The organism is Priestia sp. KCTC 13724 (assembly GCF_056820425.1).
In genome coordinates this window covers 16,181-33,529 of sequence record NZ_JBXDLD010000035.1, presented here as the reverse complement: position 1 = coordinate 33,529, position 17,349 = coordinate 16,181, and the positions used below count along the sequence as shown (strand labels likewise).

The 17,349-nt window shown below is 38.7% G+C and carries 17 protein-coding genes; 7 read left to right on the top strand and 10 right to left on the bottom strand.

Going from position 1 to position 17,349, the window contains the following annotated elements; genetic code table 11:
• The first annotated feature begins 154 nt into the window (after positions 1–154).
• Positions 155–1,021: an SDR family oxidoreductase gene (locus AC1UFB_RS05740; protein WP_061785604.1), complete on the top strand. Its 867-nt coding sequence runs from the start codon at positions 155–157 to the stop codon at positions 1,019–1,021.
• 111 nt (positions 1,022–1,132) lie between these two features.
• Positions 1,133–2,530 (top strand): sigma-54 interaction domain-containing protein, encoded by a 1,398-nt coding sequence (locus AC1UFB_RS05735; protein WP_100348031.1) that lies wholly within the window; start codon positions 1,133–1,135, stop codon positions 2,528–2,530.
• A 10-nt stretch (positions 2,531–2,540) separates the two neighbouring features.
• Here the strand turns inward: AC1UFB_RS05735 and AC1UFB_RS05730 are convergent, their stop codons facing one another.
• From AC1UFB_RS05730 to asnB, 8 genes are all read right to left on the bottom strand, one after another.
• Positions 2,541–4,199, bottom strand: coding sequence for a M20/M25/M40 family metallo-hydrolase (locus AC1UFB_RS05730; RefSeq protein WP_482588715.1), 1,659 nt, complete (start codon positions 4,197–4,199; stop codon positions 2,541–2,543).
• A gap of 68 nt (positions 4,200–4,267) precedes the next feature.
• Positions 4,268–5,470: an ornithine--oxo-acid transaminase gene (locus AC1UFB_RS05725; protein ID WP_025911877.1), complete on the bottom strand. Its 1,203-nt coding sequence runs from the start codon at positions 5,468–5,470 to the stop codon at positions 4,268–4,270.
• Between the two features lie 37 nt (positions 5,471–5,507).
• Complete coding sequence (gene pruA / locus AC1UFB_RS05720) at positions 5,508–7,055, bottom strand: L-glutamate gamma-semialdehyde dehydrogenase (protein ID WP_328100826.1); 1,548 nt, start codon at positions 7,053–7,055, stop codon at positions 5,508–5,510.
• Between the two features lie 275 nt (positions 7,056–7,330).
• Complete coding sequence (locus tag AC1UFB_RS05715) at positions 7,331–8,350, bottom strand: LacI family DNA-binding transcriptional regulator (protein WP_100348034.1); 1,020 nt, start codon at positions 8,348–8,350, stop codon at positions 7,331–7,333.
• A gap of 89 nt (positions 8,351–8,439) precedes the next feature.
• Positions 8,440–9,885: an alpha-amylase family glycosyl hydrolase gene (locus tag AC1UFB_RS05710; RefSeq protein WP_328100827.1), complete on the bottom strand. Its 1,446-nt coding sequence runs from the start codon at positions 9,883–9,885 to the stop codon at positions 8,440–8,442.
• A gap of 296 nt (positions 9,886–10,181) precedes the next feature.
• On the bottom strand, positions 10,182–11,579 hold the full coding sequence (locus tag AC1UFB_RS05705) for an ammonium transporter (RefSeq protein WP_482588712.1): 1,398 nt from the start codon (positions 11,577–11,579) through the stop codon (positions 10,182–10,184).
• 26 nt (positions 11,580–11,605) lie between these two features.
• The gene (locus AC1UFB_RS05700; RefSeq protein ID WP_328101149.1) at positions 11,606–11,947 is read right to left on the bottom strand and encodes a P-II family nitrogen regulator; all 342 of its coding nucleotides are present in this window, start codon (positions 11,945–11,947) and stop codon (positions 11,606–11,608) included.
• A gap of 358 nt (positions 11,948–12,305) precedes the next feature.
• Positions 12,306–14,153 (bottom strand): asparagine synthase (glutamine-hydrolyzing), encoded by a 1,848-nt coding sequence (gene asnB / locus AC1UFB_RS05695; RefSeq protein WP_138117368.1) that lies wholly within the window; start codon positions 14,151–14,153, stop codon positions 12,306–12,308.
• Between the two features lie 172 nt (positions 14,154–14,325).
• Between asnB and AC1UFB_RS05690 the strand changes: the two genes are divergently transcribed.
• Entirely contained in the window at positions 14,326–14,886 is a 561-nt protein-coding gene (locus tag AC1UFB_RS05690) for a DUF2777 domain-containing protein (protein ID WP_482588711.1), read from the top strand.
• Between the two features lie 239 nt (positions 14,887–15,125).
• Here AC1UFB_RS05690 and AC1UFB_RS05685 read toward each other — a convergent pair whose 3' ends face one another.
• The gene (locus AC1UFB_RS05685) at positions 15,126–15,344 is read right to left on the bottom strand and encodes a hypothetical protein (protein WP_025911222.1); all 219 of its coding nucleotides are present in this window, start codon (positions 15,342–15,344) and stop codon (positions 15,126–15,128) included.
• Positions 15,345–15,369: 25 nt separating this feature from the next.
• On the bottom strand, positions 15,370–15,711 hold the full coding sequence (locus AC1UFB_RS05680; RefSeq protein ID WP_025911221.1) for a DUF1516 family protein: 342 nt from the start codon (positions 15,709–15,711) through the stop codon (positions 15,370–15,372).
• A 203-nt stretch (positions 15,712–15,914) separates the two neighbouring features.
• Here AC1UFB_RS05680 and AC1UFB_RS05675 point away from each other — a divergent pair, with 203 nt between their 5' ends.
• From AC1UFB_RS05675 to AC1UFB_RS05660, 4 genes are all read left to right on the top strand, one after another.
• Entirely contained in the window at positions 15,915–16,136 is a 222-nt protein-coding gene (locus AC1UFB_RS05675) for a spore germination protein (protein WP_100348039.1), read from the top strand.
• Positions 16,137–16,162: 26 nt separating this feature from the next.
• The gene (locus tag AC1UFB_RS05670; RefSeq protein ID WP_025911219.1) at positions 16,163–16,435 is read left to right on the top strand and encodes a spore germination protein GerPB; all 273 of its coding nucleotides are present in this window, start codon (positions 16,163–16,165) and stop codon (positions 16,433–16,435) included.
• Positions 16,436–16,520: 85 nt separating this feature from the next.
• A complete protein-coding gene (gerPC, locus tag AC1UFB_RS05665; RefSeq protein WP_224840076.1) occupies positions 16,521–17,171 on the top strand; it encodes a spore germination protein GerPC in 651 nt (216 codons plus the stop codon).
• Entirely contained in the window at positions 17,168–17,344 is a 177-nt protein-coding gene (locus tag AC1UFB_RS05660) for a spore gernimation protein GerPD (RefSeq protein WP_025911217.1), read from the top strand. The genes gerPC and AC1UFB_RS05660 overlap by 4 nt, the downstream gene beginning before the upstream one ends.
• The last annotated feature ends 5 nt before the right edge of the window (positions 17,345–17,349 follow it).

Below are 17,349 nucleotides of genomic sequence, written 5' to 3'. Positions count from 1 at the left end.
TCAAAAAAAAATCCAGAAAGAGGGCTGTCAAAAAATCAGCTTTTACTGACTTTTTGGACAGCCCCTTTTTTTCCTTTATGCATACTTATTCTAGCACCACGCATACTATTTACATTCTATATCATCAATTACTTTTAAAGGAGTGTATAAGCAAATGAGTCAACAACAGCAAAAACAAACCTTTCCCCCACAACATCAGCAAAAACAACCTGGCATTGAATCAGAAATGAACCCAAAACCAACTGCGATTGAGCCGGAATACAAAGCTAGTGGAAAACTTTCTGGAAAAGTAGCGATTATTACAGGCGGTGACAGCGGTATTGGACGTTCAGTTGCATATCATTTCGCAAAGGAAGGCGCCAATATTGTTATTACGTATTTAGATGAGCATGACGACGCAGATGAAACGAAGAAGACCATTGAAGAATATGGTGTATCATGCTTAGCTCTTTCTGGAGACATTGGTGAAGAGCCGTTTTGTGAAAAAGTAGTTCATGAAACCGTTGAGAAATTTGGACAGCTTGATATCTTAGTAAATAACGCTGCTGAGCAGCACCCTCAAAAAGATATTACACAGATTAGTGCTGAGCAGCTGCAGCGAACATTTCAAACAAATATTTTCTCATTTTTTTATTTTACAAAAGCAGCGATGCCTCACTTAAAAAAAGGAAGTTCTATTATCAATACAACATCTGTGACTGCTTACCATGGTCACGATCAGCTTATTGATTATTCATCAACAAAAGGAGCCATTGTATCATTTACGCGCTCGTTGTCAGCATCATTAGCTGCGAAAGGTATTCGAGTAAATGGTGTTGCTCCTGGACCTATTTGGACACCTCTTATCCCTTCAACCTTTGATGAACAACAAGTAGCTTCATTTGGTGCAGATACGCCGATGCAGCGTGCTGGCCAGCCTTCTGAGCTTGGACCTGCTTATGTATTTTTAGCAAGCAACGATTCATCCTATATATCTGGACAAGTTATCCATATAAACGGTGGAACCATTGTAAATGGATAATACGTTACTGAAGCTGTAGATTTCCCTACAGCTTCTTCTTTTTTTGCATATAAAAGACATATCTGCTTAAATAATAAATGATAAGATGCTGCTTTAAAGGGGATTGAGGAAATGACAAAGTCTAACTATTCTACACCGCTGGTTCAGTCCATCTTTGAAAAAATCATTAATGAAGTTGATGCTGGTATTCATGCAATTGATGAACATGGTACAACCATTATTTATAATGAACAAATGATGAAAATGGAATCAATGGAAAAACATGATGTGCTTCATAAGAACTTGCTTGATGTCTTCATGTTCCAAGATAATCAAGAAAGTACGCTTGTCAAAGCTCTACGTGAGGGTAAAACAACCATTAATGTCAAGCAAACGTACTTTAACAATAAAGGAAAGGAAATTACTACAATCAATAATACCTTTCCAATTATCGATGATGGAAAAATTAAAGGGGCGGTTGAAATTGCGAAAGATGTAACTCAACTTGAAAAGCTCATCCGCGAAAACAACCGACACCGAGAGTCAAAAATGGTGACGTTTGAGCAGATCATCGGTAGCAGTACCGCTATTCAAGATGTAGTGAATATCGCTAAACGAGCCACGCGCACTCCTTCATCCGTTTTGATTGTAGGTGACACAGGCACCGGGAAAGAGTTATTTGCTCAAAGCATACATAATGGAAGCAGTCGATCAGCTAAACCGTTTATTTCACAAAACTGCGCAGCAATTCCAGATACCTTAATGGAAAGTCTTCTTTTCGGCACAGTGCGTGGTGCTTTTACGGGCTCAGCAGACCAGCCTGGACTTTTTGAACAAGCTAATGGAGGAACACTGCTGTTAGATGAAATAAATTCGCTTCCTACAAATCTTCAAGCAAAGCTGCTTCGTGTTTTGCAGGAAAAAACGATTCGTCGCATTGGTGACACGAAAGAAAGAACGATAGATGTTCGCATTATCGCTAATATGAACGAAGATCCCATTGACGCTATTAACGAAAACCGATTGCGAAAAGACTTATACTATCGCTTAGGGGTCGTTACGCTACAGATTCCTCCTCTAAGAGAGCGTAAAGAAGATATCCCAGAGCTTGTTCAAACATTTATTCAAAAATACAACGATCGCTTTCAAATGGAGGTAATGGGAATTGATGAACGAGTCATGTCGTCTTTTTCACAATACGAGTGGCCAGGTAACGTTAGAGAGTTAGAACATGTCATTGAAGGCGCGATGAACCTCATGATTGGTGAGGAGGAAATTCATTATCATCACTTGCCATTTCAATATCAAAACCGCTTCCTTCCCCCTGTTAATACCAAAGTGATAAGCCAGGTACGGAATGAAGATCAAGCCTATGTCCCTTTGAAAAAACAGCTTTTACAGTTTGAAGCTCACTGTATTAAAGAGGCGCTAGAATACCATGAAGATAACATTTCACAGACAGCTAAGGCACTAGGAATGAGTAGACAGAGCTTACAATATCGGATGCGCCGTTTGAATATAACGAAATAAGGCTTTTGCCTTATTTCGTCTTCAATAGCTCCGTTGTCACATGCTGGATGAACTGAGGTAAAATCTTAAATGAATAAGGCTTATAGACTCTTTCCGTCCATTTATGACCATCTTTTCCGTATACGCCAAGGTTGATAGATGGAATGTCTAAATCCTTAATTTCTTGAAATGGGATGGTTTGATCAAACTCCCAACCTGGAAAATTCCTCGTGAAAGACTGTATTTCTTCTTGCGTTTCTGAAAATGATAAAAAACTTCCATCAGATAAATAAGGAAAAAACTTTCGCACTTCGAATTTCTCACTCGTTTCAGAAGTGAACTTTTCCACACAAGCATGTATCACGTTCACAAGTTCATGCCCTTTCTCAGTGCTTACGTCTACGTGATTATGCGGTAAATAAGGTGGTGCATAAAACAAAATCACTCGAGGCTTATGAGAAGCATCCAAAGCTTGAAGTGCTTCTACTAGTTTAAAAGCTTTCATTCGAGCTTCTAACGACTCATATTTAATTAGCGTTTGCTCGATATGAGAGCGCGGATCAATGCCTTGTATTTGTAAGTCTAAAAGGTACTGGTGTAACGTAACGACTTCTACCTCAAATGACAGGGTGCAATTAGGCAATTGTGCTCTTCTACAAAAATCTTCATACGCATGAGCAAGCCTATGTTCAACCTCTTTACATGCTTGACGTGCCACTTTCAACAATTCATTCGTTACTTCATTGATTTTCTTTTCATACATAAAATAATTAAAGTACAAATGCGTATATACAGCCGTCTGCACATTATATGCGTCTTTTCCATCTCTCTGGTACAAACAAGTCGGTGGTAAAATCATTTCACCTTCAAGCTCTTCTGCTAAGCTCATATTATTATGAATACTTCGCGTCAGCTCAGAGGCAATCACATTTGGATCAATTCCTAGCAGCGTATCGCCTACGTGCACCGTACGACCATGAATGTAAAAGCATGGCAATACCTTTCCAGCTGTACCCGTATAGAGATAGCGTGTTTGATCTCCTTCATACAAAGGCGCAATGAAGTCATTGTTAATGGCCGTTACGTAGTCTAGCTGATACTCTGCTTTCACTCGTTTCAACTCTTTAACAGCAGCTAAGATTCCTCGGTGCTCACTTTCTTCATCCCCATTAATGACCAATAATATATTTCCTTCGAGCTCCTTAATTCTTTCCGTAAAGTAAAGAGTGTTAACAAGATGAACTGCAATACCACTTTTCATATCAAGGGCCCCACGACCAAATAGCCAGTCACCGGATGCTGCATCAGCTTGAACTTCTGCATCCTTTTGCTGAATCATAAAATATGTCTTTAATTCATCAGCATCGTATGCAATGTGCTTAAGGTGTCCATAATCATCTACCCCCACCGTATCTAAATGTGCATGGTACACAATGGTTTTTGCCGATTGCTTTTTACCTTTCACAAATGCAAAGATATTTTTTCGATTCACGGGATCCTGAGGAACGCTTTGTACCCATAGGTGATGGGGGTTTTCAATAAAATAAGGAAATGTTTGAAGTAACTCTTTTACAAATTCAGCAAGCTTCTCCTCTCCTTCTGTTCCGTTGACGCTTTCGATTTTCACCAATGTTTTTGTGAGCAGCTCCACTTTTTGTTCCAATGACAAATGAACAAGTTGTTCATACATATTATCAACATCTCCTTCTATCGTAAAAAAGCTCAGTCGCACGATGTAACACCGTACGACTGGGCTTTTTAGATATGAAATACTTTTTGAATTCGCTCAATTGCCCAATCAAGCTCTTCTTTCGAAATCGTGAGCGGTGGAGCAAATCGAATAACTGTGTGATGCGTTTCTTTACATAAAAGTCCTTCTGCTTTTAACTTTTCACAATATGGTCGAGCTGCTTCGTATAGCTCTACACCAATAAATAGACCACGACCTCGAACTTCTTTAATAATCGGGTTTCCAATTTTGCTGAGCTCTTCTTTGAAGTAATTACCTAATTCCAATGAGCGCTTTGCTAACTCTTCTTCTTCAATCACTTCTAGCGACGCTAGGGAAACAGCACAAGCAAGTGGGTTTCCTCCAAACGTAGAACCATGCGACCCTGGATTAAATACACCTAGAATATCATCGTTTGCAACAACGCATGAAATTGGGAATACGCCTCCCCCTAATGCTTTTCCTAAAATCAGCATATCAGGCTCAAAACCTTCCCACTCGTAAGCAAATAACTTTCCAGTACGAGCCAGCCCCACTTGAATTTCATCTGCAATGAAGAGTACATTATTTTCTTTACAAAGTTCAAAAGCAGCTTTTAAGAATCCTTCTGGTGGAAGTACTATCCCTGCTTCACCTTGGATGGGTTCAATAAGAAATGCTGCTGTATTTGGTGTAATGGCAGTTTTCAAAGCTTCTAAATCACCATATGAAATTATCTTAATTCCAGGTAGCATTGGACCGAATCCTCGCTTATATTCCGCTTCTGATGATAACGAAACAGCTGTCATTGTACGGCCGTGGAAATTTCCTTCACAAGCGATAATTTGCGCTTGATCTTCCGCAACGCCTTTTATATCATACGCCCAGCGACGAGCAGCTTTAACTGCTGTTTCAACCGCTTCAGCTCCCGTATTCATCGGCAATGCCATATTTTTATTTGTCATTTTGCAAATTTTTTCATACCATGGACCTAACTGATCATTGTGAAAAGCGCGTGACGTTAACGTAACTTTATCTGCTTGGCACTTTAGTGCCTCAATAATCTTAGGATGACGATGACCTTGGTTCACTGCTGAATACGCGCTTAGCATATCCATATATTTATTGTTTTCTGGGTCATGCACCCACACTCCTTCTGCTTTTTCAATAACAATTGGTAGTGGATGATAATTGTTTGCTCCGAACCTTTCCGTTTGTTGAATAATTGTGTCTGTTTGTTTTACCTGTACCATTTAAGTCATCCTCCTTCGTTTTATTTTACGTATATTATTAGAACATTTCAGATGTTGTTTTTGCTTGCATATGAAGCAGTAAATAATCAGGACCACCAGCTTTTGAATCAGTACCCGACATATTGAATCCACCAAATGGTTGGTAACCAACAATCGCTCCCGTGCACCCTCTATTAAAATATAAGTTTCCGACATGAAATTCTTCACGCGCACGCTCAATATTAGCGCGTGTATTTGATAGGACTGCGCCTGTTAATCCATAATCCGTGTTGTTCGCAATTTCTAACATATGATCAAAATCTCTCGCTTTACAAACCGCTACAACAGGCCCGAAGATTTCTTCCTTCATCAAGCGAGCATCTTGATGTATATTCCCAAACACAGTTGGCTGGACGAAGAAACCGTTAGATGAATCCCCTTCCCCTCCTACTAATAAATCTCCTTCTGTTCTACCAATCTCAATATATTTCATAATTTTATCAAACGACGCTTGGTGAATAACCGGTCCCATGTACGTATCTACGCTTTCTGGATTCCCTACTTTTAATGTTTTTGTTAAGGAGACAACCTTTTCGACGACCTCATCATATACGTCTTCATGAATAACTGCTCTTGATCCTGCTGAACACTTTTGACCAGAAAAGCCAAAAGCAGAGTAAACGATGGATGAAGCAGCTAACTCTAAATCAGCATCGCGGTCAACCAACACAGTATCCTTGCCACCCATTTCTGCAATCACACGCTTTAGCCAAATTTGGCCTGACTGTACTTTTGCTGCGCGTTCATAAATACGACATCCTACTTCTCGAGAACCTGTAAACGAAACAAATCTTGTTTTTGGATGCTCAACTAAATAATCTCCAATAATAGATCCTTTACCAGGAATAAAGTTAAGGACACCTTTCGGTAAACCTGCTTCTTCCATGAGCTCTACAAACTTGGCTGCAACAACGGGCGTTGCATCAGCTGGTTTTAATAGAATGGTATTGCCAGTTACAATGGCCGCAATTGCTGTTCCAGCCATAATTGCAAGCGGGAAGTTAAAAGGTGAAATGATGACCCCTACCCCTAACGGAACATAGTTATATTGATTATATTCGCCTGGACGACTATTAACTGGCTGCCCTTTTGTAAGCTCTAGCATTTTCCTTCCATAATATTCAATAAAGTCAATTGCTTCTGCTGTGTCTGCATCCGCTTCGTTCCAAGGCTTCCCAGCTTCTTTGACTAGATAGGCAGAAAACTCATGCTTTCGGCGTCTTAGCATTGCTGCTGCACGGAACAAAATATTTGCTCGGTCTTCAGCTTTCCATTTTTTCCAATCTACAAAAGCTTCTAACGCAGCATTCATTGCTTTTTCAGCTAGCTCTTGATTTGCTAATGACACGTAGCCGATTACTTCTTTCTTATTTGAAGGGTTAATAGACGTTGTTTTTTCATCCGTTTCAATACGCTCACCGTTAATGATGAGAGGGTATGTTTTTCCTAATTGTGTATTCACGTATGATAAAGCCTCTTGAAATAGCTCTTGATTCTTTTCATCTTTAAAATTAGTAAATGGTTCATGTTGATATGTACGCACCATGTAAATACCTCCTAAAGTTGACTTTTCTACTCACTAATCTTTATTGCAAGATTGATGCCAACATGCGTATCTCCGTTTTTTTCTTATTTTTCAAGAAATTCAGCTCCGACCAATAGCAAAAAATATTTGCATGCAAAAGAAGTATCTATCAATAAGCAAAATTATTTTGCGTAACCTTATGCACCCTCACTCCCACAAGGTTTTTGCTATTTAAACAAACGTTTGATTAATAAAAAAACGACCGTATATACACATATACAGTCGTTTTCTACTCATTACCGCTTTTTACACGATTGCCTTGTCACAATTGAATGTGGAATGCGAATACTTTCAATTGGTTGAGAAGAAGCTTCAATTTTTTTCGTCAAGCTACGTACAGCCTGATATCCTAATTCAAAAATATTAATATCAATTGATGTGAGTGCAGGTCTTGCCATTTCAGCAATTAATACATTATTAAAACTAATAATCGACATATCTTCCGGAACTGAAATTCCAATTGCATCAAGAGTATTGAGTACACCTAAAGCCATTAAATCATCTGCTACAACGAGAGCAGTTGGTCGTTCCTCTAAGCTTAATAGCTCACAAACAGCTTCTTTTCCACCTTCTTGTAGAAATTCTTCATGAATGACATATTCACTACGGTAAGGAATCCCAGCTCCTTGTATTGCTTTATCGTAACCTGTTAAACGATCAATCGTTACAACAAGGTCCAAACTACCTCCAATAAACGCAATTCGGTTATGCCCCAGTTCAATTAGGTATTCTGTTGCTTCTTTCCCGGCTTTGAAATTATCGTTGTCTACATATGTGATATACTCACTATCTTTGAACGGTTTTCCCACTACGACAAATGGAATGTTTTGTTCTTTTAAATATGCTAATACCGGATCATCAATTTTAGAATATAAGAGAATCAGCCCGTCTACTCTTCTCCCTTGTACCATTTGCATTACTTCTCTTAAAATTTCTGATTCTGCTTCACCGGTTGACATATATATAGCTCGCTTTTTTTCATGAGCACCTGTACTGATTCCACGCAGTACTTCTGGGAAAAATGGATTTTGAAAAACGTTCCCAGCAGAACTTGGCATAACCATACCAATTGCTTCTGTTGTTTTATTAGCTAAGTTACGAGCAATAATATTAGGGTGGTATCCTAATTCTTCCATCGCTGCGCGTACTCGTTGTTTTGTTTTCTCACTAATTCTTGAACTATTTGCAATTACGCGTGAGACTGTAGAAGGAGCTACCTTTGCTAAATTTGCTACATCTTTTATTGTTACGCTCACCGCATGTCCCCTCCTATATGATCATCTCTCCATTACTTGATAGCGCTGACATTTTATAGTCAAATAGTATCATCAAACGATCGAAAATCCTATTGTTTTTCAGCATTGATTAACTTACCTTTTTTTCTTTTTTTAGAAGCAGCAATCAAAAAAATCAAAAAGCCTCCATAAACAAAAACCATCATACTAATATACCATATATTAACTCCTTTATCTTCAGCTATTCGATATATATTCGAAGAATCTGAATCTAACTGAATATGATATTGTCCACCTTGAGACCGAATGATGCCACCTTCTATAAGACCTCTCAACTCTTGATCTTCACCTATTTCTTTTTCTTCTATTTGAGCAACTTGCACGCGAGAATCATTATTTATAACAAACAACGTTTTTTCACCCTTACTTTTATGAAGGTACACGCCCATTCCTTTATCATCTGAAAGCTGAGTGACATCTCCTTGGCGAACGGACAAAAGCTCAGCTCTCACGCCTGCCAACTTTGTGAGATACTCAATAATTTCAGGGTTCGATTGAAAGTTCATGAGCCGATGTGCATCGCTTCCTTTTCCACCATCTAGCGCAATTTCCGTACCATAATAAACAATCGGCACAGAAGAAGACAAATACAAATACGCTAATGCTTGTTTGGTTCGTACCACCGGGTGTTCCTTAGCATCTAGTACGGTTCGTGTAAAACGCTCAGTACGAGGATTGTCTAAGAACGTACCGCTCGCTTCGTTTGAATAATAACTTAACTGAGGAAGTGCACCACCTTTACTTAATTGTTGTGTCTGTGCATTAGACTGCTTTTGGTTGACAAATAAATCCCATGAGAGAGATTCTATATCGGAATCTTTCGTACCTTCACCAATTAAATAAAAGCCTGCTTTCTTATTATGAAATTGCTGGGATAGCCGATTTACAAACGCTGCTGGAAAATCATCGACACCCGCAAAGTAATAGCCATCTAAGTTTGTTTGTTCAATCCACCATTCTCCAACTTCTTCTATGTACTTCTGCACATCCGGTTGCTTGACTTGTAGCTCTACACGTTCTCCTTGCTCGGTAAACCACTGCTCCTTACTCAAATCTTCTAGCATAGGATGCTTCTTGCTGACCGTTACAGGCAGCTCCATGACCACTTTCATGTCTTCTTTATGAGCTTGTTTGATAAATTCCTTCAATTGTGGAAAGGTTCCAAAGCGTTCATCCATTTGATAATGATCGATAACGTTATAACCATGATATCCACGTTCATCATTCTTGAAAATTGGCGTGATAATAATGGTTGTAAACCCCATATCTTTTATATACGGAATTCGATTTTCCAATCCTTTTATGTCTCCACCGTAAAAGCTAAAAGGATTATTATAGTCTATTTTTACATCATTGCTCTCGTCTCCATTTTGAAAACGATTTACCATTACATAGTACATAATCTCATCTTTAATTGATTCTCTTGCATCGACTTGTACCGGAATAAAGCTAACAAACAGCAAACCTAACAGTAAGCTAATAACTTTTCTCCCCAATCCTCATCTCCCCTGTCCTAGAGCCTTTCCTCTAGAGTATCGCTTTTGACAATTAAACTCAACGCTTTCTTATCCCCTCTTAATTAACACAATAAAAAAAGAGTTTGGGACATAACAAAATGATTGCTTCTAAGAGACGAACAATAGCTGTTCCAATCTTTTTGGTTTGTCCCAACACGTTCGTTCCATTGCTTTCACAATCAACAAAAAACCTGAACGATTAAAAGTGAGAAACTCTCAATCGTTCAGGTTTATCATTGGCTGAATTACTTATGTCCCAGCCTCTTAATATCTTTCTAAACCGATTCTTTAACACCGCTATTTACTTTACTAGAGCTTTTTCCGACGCTGTTCAAGCGATCAATTAGCCCTAATCCAAATTCCGGATTGATATCTGCACTTCCTTTAGATAATAAGTTTTCACGGAATTCGTAAGCTGATGAGCCATGCTCTGCGAAATCTAAACCAGCAATTTCTTCTTCGCTTGATACACGAATGGATGTAATTCTCGTTAAGACGAATAAGAAAATTCCAACTGTCCCCATTGTCCAAGCCATAACTGCTAGAATACCAATCGCTTGAACTCCAAGTAATTGAGCACCTCCACCATTAAATAATCCATTTGCTGTATCGAATAACCCAACTGCTAATGTTCCCCAAATTCCACATACACCATGAACTGTAATCGCTCCAACGGGATCATCCAACTTCATTTTACTATCAATAATATTAACAGCTTCAACAAGTATTACACCAGAGATTAAACCTATCACGATTGCACCTGGAATAGATACATTTGCTGTTCCTGCTGTAATACCAACTAACCCAGCCAAAGCACCGTTTAACGTTAAACTTGCATCAATGCGCTTGTAACGTAATTTCGTATAAAGTGCTGAAGATAATACTCCACAAGATGCTGACATTAACGTTGTGGCAATAATTGAAGGCACTAATGATGGATCAGCAGCCAGTGTACTTCCACCATTAAATCCAAACCAGCCAAACCATAAAATGAATACGCCTAACGCTCCAAGAGGGATGTTATGTCCTTGAATTGCATTTACAGAACCATCTTTACCATATTTACCAAGACGCGCTCCTAAAAATGAAACTGCAACAACCGCTCCTAATGCACCTGTTAAGTGAACAACCGTGGAACCTGCAAAGTCCACAAATCCTAGTTCCGATAACCAGCCACCACCCCAGATCCAGTGGCCTACAACTGGATAAATAACGGCTACCATCGCAATCGTTAACAACATGTAGCTTGATAGCTTCATACGCTCTGCAACAGCACCTGAGATAATTGTTGCACATGTAGCAGCAAATACAATTTGGAATACAAAGAAACTCATTTGATCGCTTTGACCATTTAAGAAAAAGCCACTTGTTCCAATAAAGCCGCCGCTTGAATCTCCAAACATTAAAGCGAAACCAATAACAAAATATAAGACCGACGAAATTGCCACTGTTAGCATATTTTTCATCAAGATGTTTAATGCGTTTTTAGAACGTGTAAAACCTGTCTCTACCATGGCAAAGCCGGCATGCATCAAGAATACTAACACCGCTCCAAACATGACCCACATCATATCAACCGAAGCGCTGACCGATTCTACCGTTGGATCTGCCGCGTAAGCTGTTGTCGATGTCAACAAACCTAACATTAATAAGGTACCTATTTTCTTCTTCATACAATGATCATCCTTTCACACTGTTTTTATAATATCGCTTGTAAACCCGCTTCGCCTGTGCGAATACGAACTGCATCTTCAACTGAATAGACAAAAATCTTACCGTCACCAATTTGGTTTGTTGAGCAAGTAGATTGAACGAGTTTGATAATTTCATCAACATGTTCTGCTTCTACGACCATTTCAACCTTCACTTTAGGAACGAGTTTAATTTCGAAGCTCTGACCTCGAAACAACCCTTGCTCTCCCTTTTGTTGACCACAACCCGCAACTTCTGAAACGGTTAAACCGTTAATCCCCACTTCTTCTAACTTCTCACGTAACGATTGAAACTTTTCTGGACGGATAATTGCTTCCACCTTCTTCATTCATCGTTCCCCCTGTTTGGATGTAAGATTTTATTACATTGAATGTTATGTTTAATATCATATGATGATTTTTCAAAAAATTCAAGCTAATTTCAATAAAAAATAAGTTTTTTTTCAAAAACATGTTATGTAATCGTTATCACTAAATAATTAAGAACAAAGTTTGTATTTTTTGTAAAAAAATTCATTTTTTTGTGTTTTTAGACACAAAAAAGAGCAAGTAGTTTAACTACTCACTCTTTTACCCTACTCTATAAAAATATGTATGTGTTGTCCAAATAAAATAGACGTCTCTAGCACGCCATATAAAAAGCCTTTTGATTCAGTAGAAATTTCTGAATCAAAAGGCTATATAACTTTACTCTTTAATTTGAATGTTATTATGCGCAAACCACACGTGAATTTGTGCTAGGTGAGCAAGCAGCTGAGGTCCTGTCATTAATTGACCAAACCAAGGCACTTTAAAGTCTTCTCCACCGGATTTAATAATCGCGTTTAATTGCTCACGATTAAAGAATTCATGAAGCGCTGAAGATTTGTCTCCTAAAAGCGACTCCAACCAGAGCGTTACTGCTTTTGTATAGGCTGGATTATGGGTTTTAGGATAAGGACTCTTTTTACGATATAAAACATCATGTGGTAAAACCCCTTCTAATGCTTTTCTCAAAATCCCCTTTTCTTTATTACCAACCATTTTCATATCCCAAGGAATGTTCCATGCATATTCTACTAGTCTATGATCAGCAAACGGAACCCGTACTTCCAAACTAGCTCCCATACTCATGCGATCTTTTCGGTCTAATAAAGTTGTCATGAACCAAACCATGTTTAAATAAAATAATTTGCGGCGCTGCGCATCTTCACCTGATTCTCCATCTAGTTCAGGCACTTCTTTAATCGTCTTATCGTAGGTAGCTCTTACGTATTCTTCTAAATTAAGTTTCTTTCTCCAAGAATCTTGTAGCAAGTTCATTCGTCCTTCTAAAGAACGCATCCAAGGAAACGTATCGGATTGCAGGTCGTGTTGGCGATGAAACCACGGATATCCCCCAAAGATTTCATCTGCACATTCTCCAGATAATCCAACAACAAAATCCCTCTTAATTTCTCTACAAAACCATAATAATGAGGAATCTACGTCAGCCATTCCAGGCAAATCACGTACAATTACAGCTTCTGTTAAATGATGCACAAGGTCTTCCGTTGATATAACGCAACGATGATGATTGGTTTGGAAGGTATCAGACATGAGCTGAATATACGTATAGTCTGAGTTCGGCTGAAATTCATTTGCTTTAAAGAATTTGTCATTGTCTTCATAATCAATCGAATACGTATGAAGCTGACCTTTCCCATTCTCTTTAAATGAATTAGCTGCAATTGCTGTAATGGCGCTGGAATCTACTCCACCTGATAAAAATGTACACACTGGAACATCCGATACTAATTGACGCACAATCGCATCTTCAACTAAAAACTTTACTCTTTCCGTTGTTTCTGCTAATGAATCCGTATGCTTTGCACTTTTCACATTCCAATATCTCCACACTTTAAGTCCACTTTTACTTAGCGTCATTGCATGAGCAGGCCTTAATTCATCAATTCCTTTAAAAACACCGTGCCCTGGAGAGCGTGAAGGGCCTAATCCTAACACTTCAGCTAATCCATCTAAGCCAATTTCAGCTGGTACTTCTGGGTGAGCTAAAATCGCTTTTAATTCTGATGCAAATTGTATTCCACCATCATACGATCGATAAAATAAAGGCTTGACGCCTAGACGGTCACGTGCGATAAATAACTTTTCTTCAGACGCATCCCAAATAGCAAAAGCAAAAATTCCGTTGAAATAGTCCACACACTCCTCTTTCCATTCAACATAAGCTGTTAGTAGTACTTCCGTGTCAGAGTGCCCTTGGAATTCATACCCTCGCTTCAATAACTCTTTGCGAATATCTTCTGTATTATAAAGCTCACCATTATAGCAAATCGTATATTCTTTTTGCTCTTTCTGTCTAGTCATCGGCTGCTTGCCACCTTGTGGATCTACCACAACCAATCGCTTATGCCCAAACGCCGCATGCTGTTGAACCCACACGTTTGTATCATCAGGACCTCGCTTTTCTAATGTTTCCGCCATTTTTTTAACGGTGCCTTGTTCACCTAACAAGGACCGTTTAAAATCAACCCATCCGGTGATACCACACATTAGTTATCATCCTTTCCTTACGCGCTTTGTAATGAATGAAATAATGCCATTGTATGCATGGAATTCACACAGTTGATTTGTCCATCTATTTTATTTCAATTATTTTGGTTATAAACGCCTTTGTTTTAGGAAATACAAACAAATAACAATTTTGTATATGGAGGTTTGTAAAATGAAGAGTGATTCAAAACATTCTATTCTACAAAATCAGCCCCGTTCTTTTATGACGGGAACTGTTGAATACATTGATTCAGAATGGATTTTCTTTGATGAAGAAACAGATGAAGCATCTATGCTAAACGATATCTTAAACGAATCCGTTGAGCTATACGTCAATATGAGTTGGGAAAAGGGACTATTCGTCTCAGACCACCAATTTAAGATTCACAACATGATTTATCGAATTAAAAATGGTGATAAGCTTCGCGTAACAAGAGAGCTTCCATACGCATATGAGCAATTACTGAAACACCTAAAAAAAGAAGCGTTTCACACCCTTACAACCCACTTAAATTCATTAAATATCTCACTTTATGACTGTATCTATTGTCACAATACGCTTTGTTTCCTGCCAGAAGATAAAGATACAAAAGGAGCAAACTTTCTAATCTTTGATAATGAAGAAATCATTTGTTCCGTTCAACACTTATTTGAACGTGGCGAAAACGGTTTAGACCGCTTCGAATACACGTTAAGCGACGGAAATCGCTCAATGAATTTAATTCTTCACTAAGCTGCAGAAGTACAATCATACATCAATAAGCAAAACAAAGAATACAACACACCCATGACATTAGCAGGCCCATACAATTGTACGGAAAAAATCCTTTGTTCCGTACGATTTTTTTGTTAAACGCAATCTAAAATAAGGATGTATAACAAGCAGTATAAATGATAAATAGATAACGTGAAGAGGATGGGACATAACAAAACAAATTTTCCAAAAGACGAACACTCCCTTTTCTCACCTCTTTACGTTGTCAGAACACGTTCGTTCCATTGCGCTACGGCCACTCGCTTTCCGCGGGGAGGAACCTGAGCTTCCTCGCTGCGCTGCGGGATCTCAGTTTTCCCTCTATTTCCCGCAGGAACGTAATGACGAGGAAGTTCAAAGCGAGCCCCGTGGAAAGCGAACAATCCGGAGTGGAAATCACCCCAGTTGCATGCGTCCTTCCCTCTTTCAAATAACAAAAAAAGCTGCCTATATCAGCAGCTTTTAACCTAAAACAACATATCCGTAATAGAATACTAGCACAAGCGCTACGATTAGAAGTGCCCATGCACCTCCCGTTGCTTTGGCTTTTTTCGTTCTAACAAGTACCATTTCCATACCAACTAGCACTAGAACCCCAGCCAATCCTTTAATAAGAGCTTGTCCTTTAAACTGATACCAGTCTGCTAGCAAATGAGCACCTGATAACAACACAAGCACATACAACAGACGAGTAATCATATGTACAATCTTTGCGCCTCTTCCTTTACCAGACTTCGTTAAAACAACCGCTACCACAAAACCAATCAACAATAATGTCCATAATGTTACATGTAAATGAATCATCGTATCCACTCCTTTCATTCCATATCATACCACGAATACATGCCTTCTCACCACTGCACATAAGCACCAAACAACAATGCGCTTATCACTTTCACATATCTGCCATATATCGCTTTAAATATGAATACATATGAACAGAAAGAACTTTTTAACATTCTTTTCATACCATGATAAGAGACTATAATGAAAAAGGATGTTTGCTTATGCCAGCCATCGTCGGTGTTGTCAACGTAAACAGTGTCGGTTCTTCTGGAGTTCTGCATATTGGCGATGTATATAGTATTACTCCCATTTCAACAGCTAAAACATTTGCTGGAGCGGGATCGTTTAATACTGGAGACCGCCTGCATGTCATTAACCAACAAAGCGCAACGAACGTTCAAGATAGCGATTTGAATGACCAAAACATTACCGCTAATGCTTAAGTTTTAACAGAAAGGAGCTATCTCCATTGAATTTCTATGTAAATCAAAGCATTTGTATCCAAAGTTTAAAAGTAAGTGCTGTCAGTAACTCATCTGTATTACAAATCGGCAGCGCAGGCATCATTAAACCTAACTCTAACTTATTTAATACAGGTGGCTTTACTGGACCAGCCCCTGATGAACAAAAAAAAGGGATTCTCGGCTCAGTTTCTCCATCTACTTTCACACCGACACAATCTTCAGCCGCTCCAGCACCTTATTCTCAGTCGCTCACCCCACCTGTTCGGCCGAACAACTGACATGTTCATAACTTCTTCACCATATGTATAAAATATATCATCTTTAAATGACAATTTGCATACAGGGTGAAAGAAGGTGCCAAATATGAAAAGCATGGACTATACACAGCAAATGCATCGTTATATTGAACAGCTATCAGTGCGAGTTGCTACCCTTGAATCAACCGTTCAAAAACTGGAGCAACAGTTAAAAGAGTTAGAAGAACAAACGCCTATTAATATTGAAAAAATTGAATATAAATTTGAACAACTAAAAATCGACTCCCTTGATGGCACATTAAACATTGGCTTAAACCCGCTTACACCAGACAATCTAGAAGACATTATCATAAATAATCAAACTCCTGAAATTACGCTTCCACAGCAAGGACCACAAAACCCGAGTCTAAAGCCACTTGATCGTAATACGCTGAAACATTGGGTTGAAGATATATACGCATCTATGACGTCTGAACTTGACCAACACGGCTATTCAATGGTTCAGCATGTTCTTGACCAGCGCTCTATGACCATTGAAGGAGCGTACTACGACTTTATAATTGAAGACGTAAAAAAGCAGTTAGAACAACGTATTACCTATTATCTAAATCAAGTTCAACCTGAAGAATTAGAACAAAACTTTGAAGCAATTAAGCCCCAAATTATAGAGAAAATTTATGAAGATATCAAAAAAGGCATCGATGCTTTCTTAACTTATTTACCCGATTCCTTAAAGAAAGGCGGTCACAACCAATGAACTATACCGTCATCAATCGAGAATTAATGGTTGGAAACATTGATATCACCGGCGTATCTTCATCCTCTGTATTTTTAATTGGAGACGCTCACTATATCAATTTATCAGCAACATTTGATACACCAGCGGAATCTCTTATTATTGGTCCTTACGTTCCACTATCTCTTTCATAAAGGAG

Excerpts from the sequence above, each read along its gene's own strand:
- AC1UFB_RS05740 (WP_061785604.1), top strand. The coding sequence starts at position 155 with ATGAGTCAACAACAGCAAAAACAAACCTTTCCCCCACAACATCAGCAA.
- AC1UFB_RS05735 (WP_100348031.1), top strand. The coding sequence starts at position 1,133 with ATGACAAAGTCTAACTATTCTACACCGCTGGTTCAGTCCATCTTTGAA.
- AC1UFB_RS05730 (WP_482588715.1), bottom strand. The coding sequence starts at position 4,199 with ATGTATGAACAACTTGTTCATTTGTCATTGGAACAAAAAGTGGAGCTG.
- AC1UFB_RS05725 (WP_025911877.1), bottom strand. The coding sequence starts at position 5,470 with ATGGTACAGGTAAAACAAACAGACACAATTATTCAACAAACGGAAAGG.
- pruA (WP_328100826.1), bottom strand. The coding sequence starts at position 7,055 with ATGGTGCGTACATATCAACATGAACCATTTACTAATTTTAAAGATGAA.
- AC1UFB_RS05705 (WP_482588712.1), bottom strand. The coding sequence starts at position 11,579 with ATGAAGAAGAAAATAGGTACCTTATTAATGTTAGGTTTGTTGACATCG.
- AC1UFB_RS05700 (WP_328101149.1), bottom strand. The coding sequence starts at position 11,947 with ATGAAGAAGGTGGAAGCAATTATCCGTCCAGAAAAGTTTCAATCGTTA.
- asnB (WP_138117368.1), bottom strand. The coding sequence starts at position 14,153 with ATGTGTGGTATCACCGGATGGGTTGATTTTAAACGGTCCTTGTTAGGT.
- AC1UFB_RS05690 (WP_482588711.1), top strand. The coding sequence starts at position 14,326 with ATGAAGAGTGATTCAAAACATTCTATTCTACAAAATCAGCCCCGTTCT.
- AC1UFB_RS05680 (WP_025911221.1), bottom strand. The coding sequence starts at position 15,711 with ATGATTCATTTACATGTAACATTATGGACATTATTGTTGATTGGTTTT.
- AC1UFB_RS05675 (WP_100348039.1), top strand. The coding sequence starts at position 15,915 with ATGCCAGCCATCGTCGGTGTTGTCAACGTAAACAGTGTCGGTTCTTCT.
- gerPC (WP_224840076.1), top strand. The coding sequence starts at position 16,521 with ATGAAAAGCATGGACTATACACAGCAAATGCATCGTTATATTGAACAG.
- AC1UFB_RS05660 (WP_025911217.1), top strand. The coding sequence starts at position 17,168 with ATGAACTATACCGTCATCAATCGAGAATTAATGGTTGGAAACATTGAT.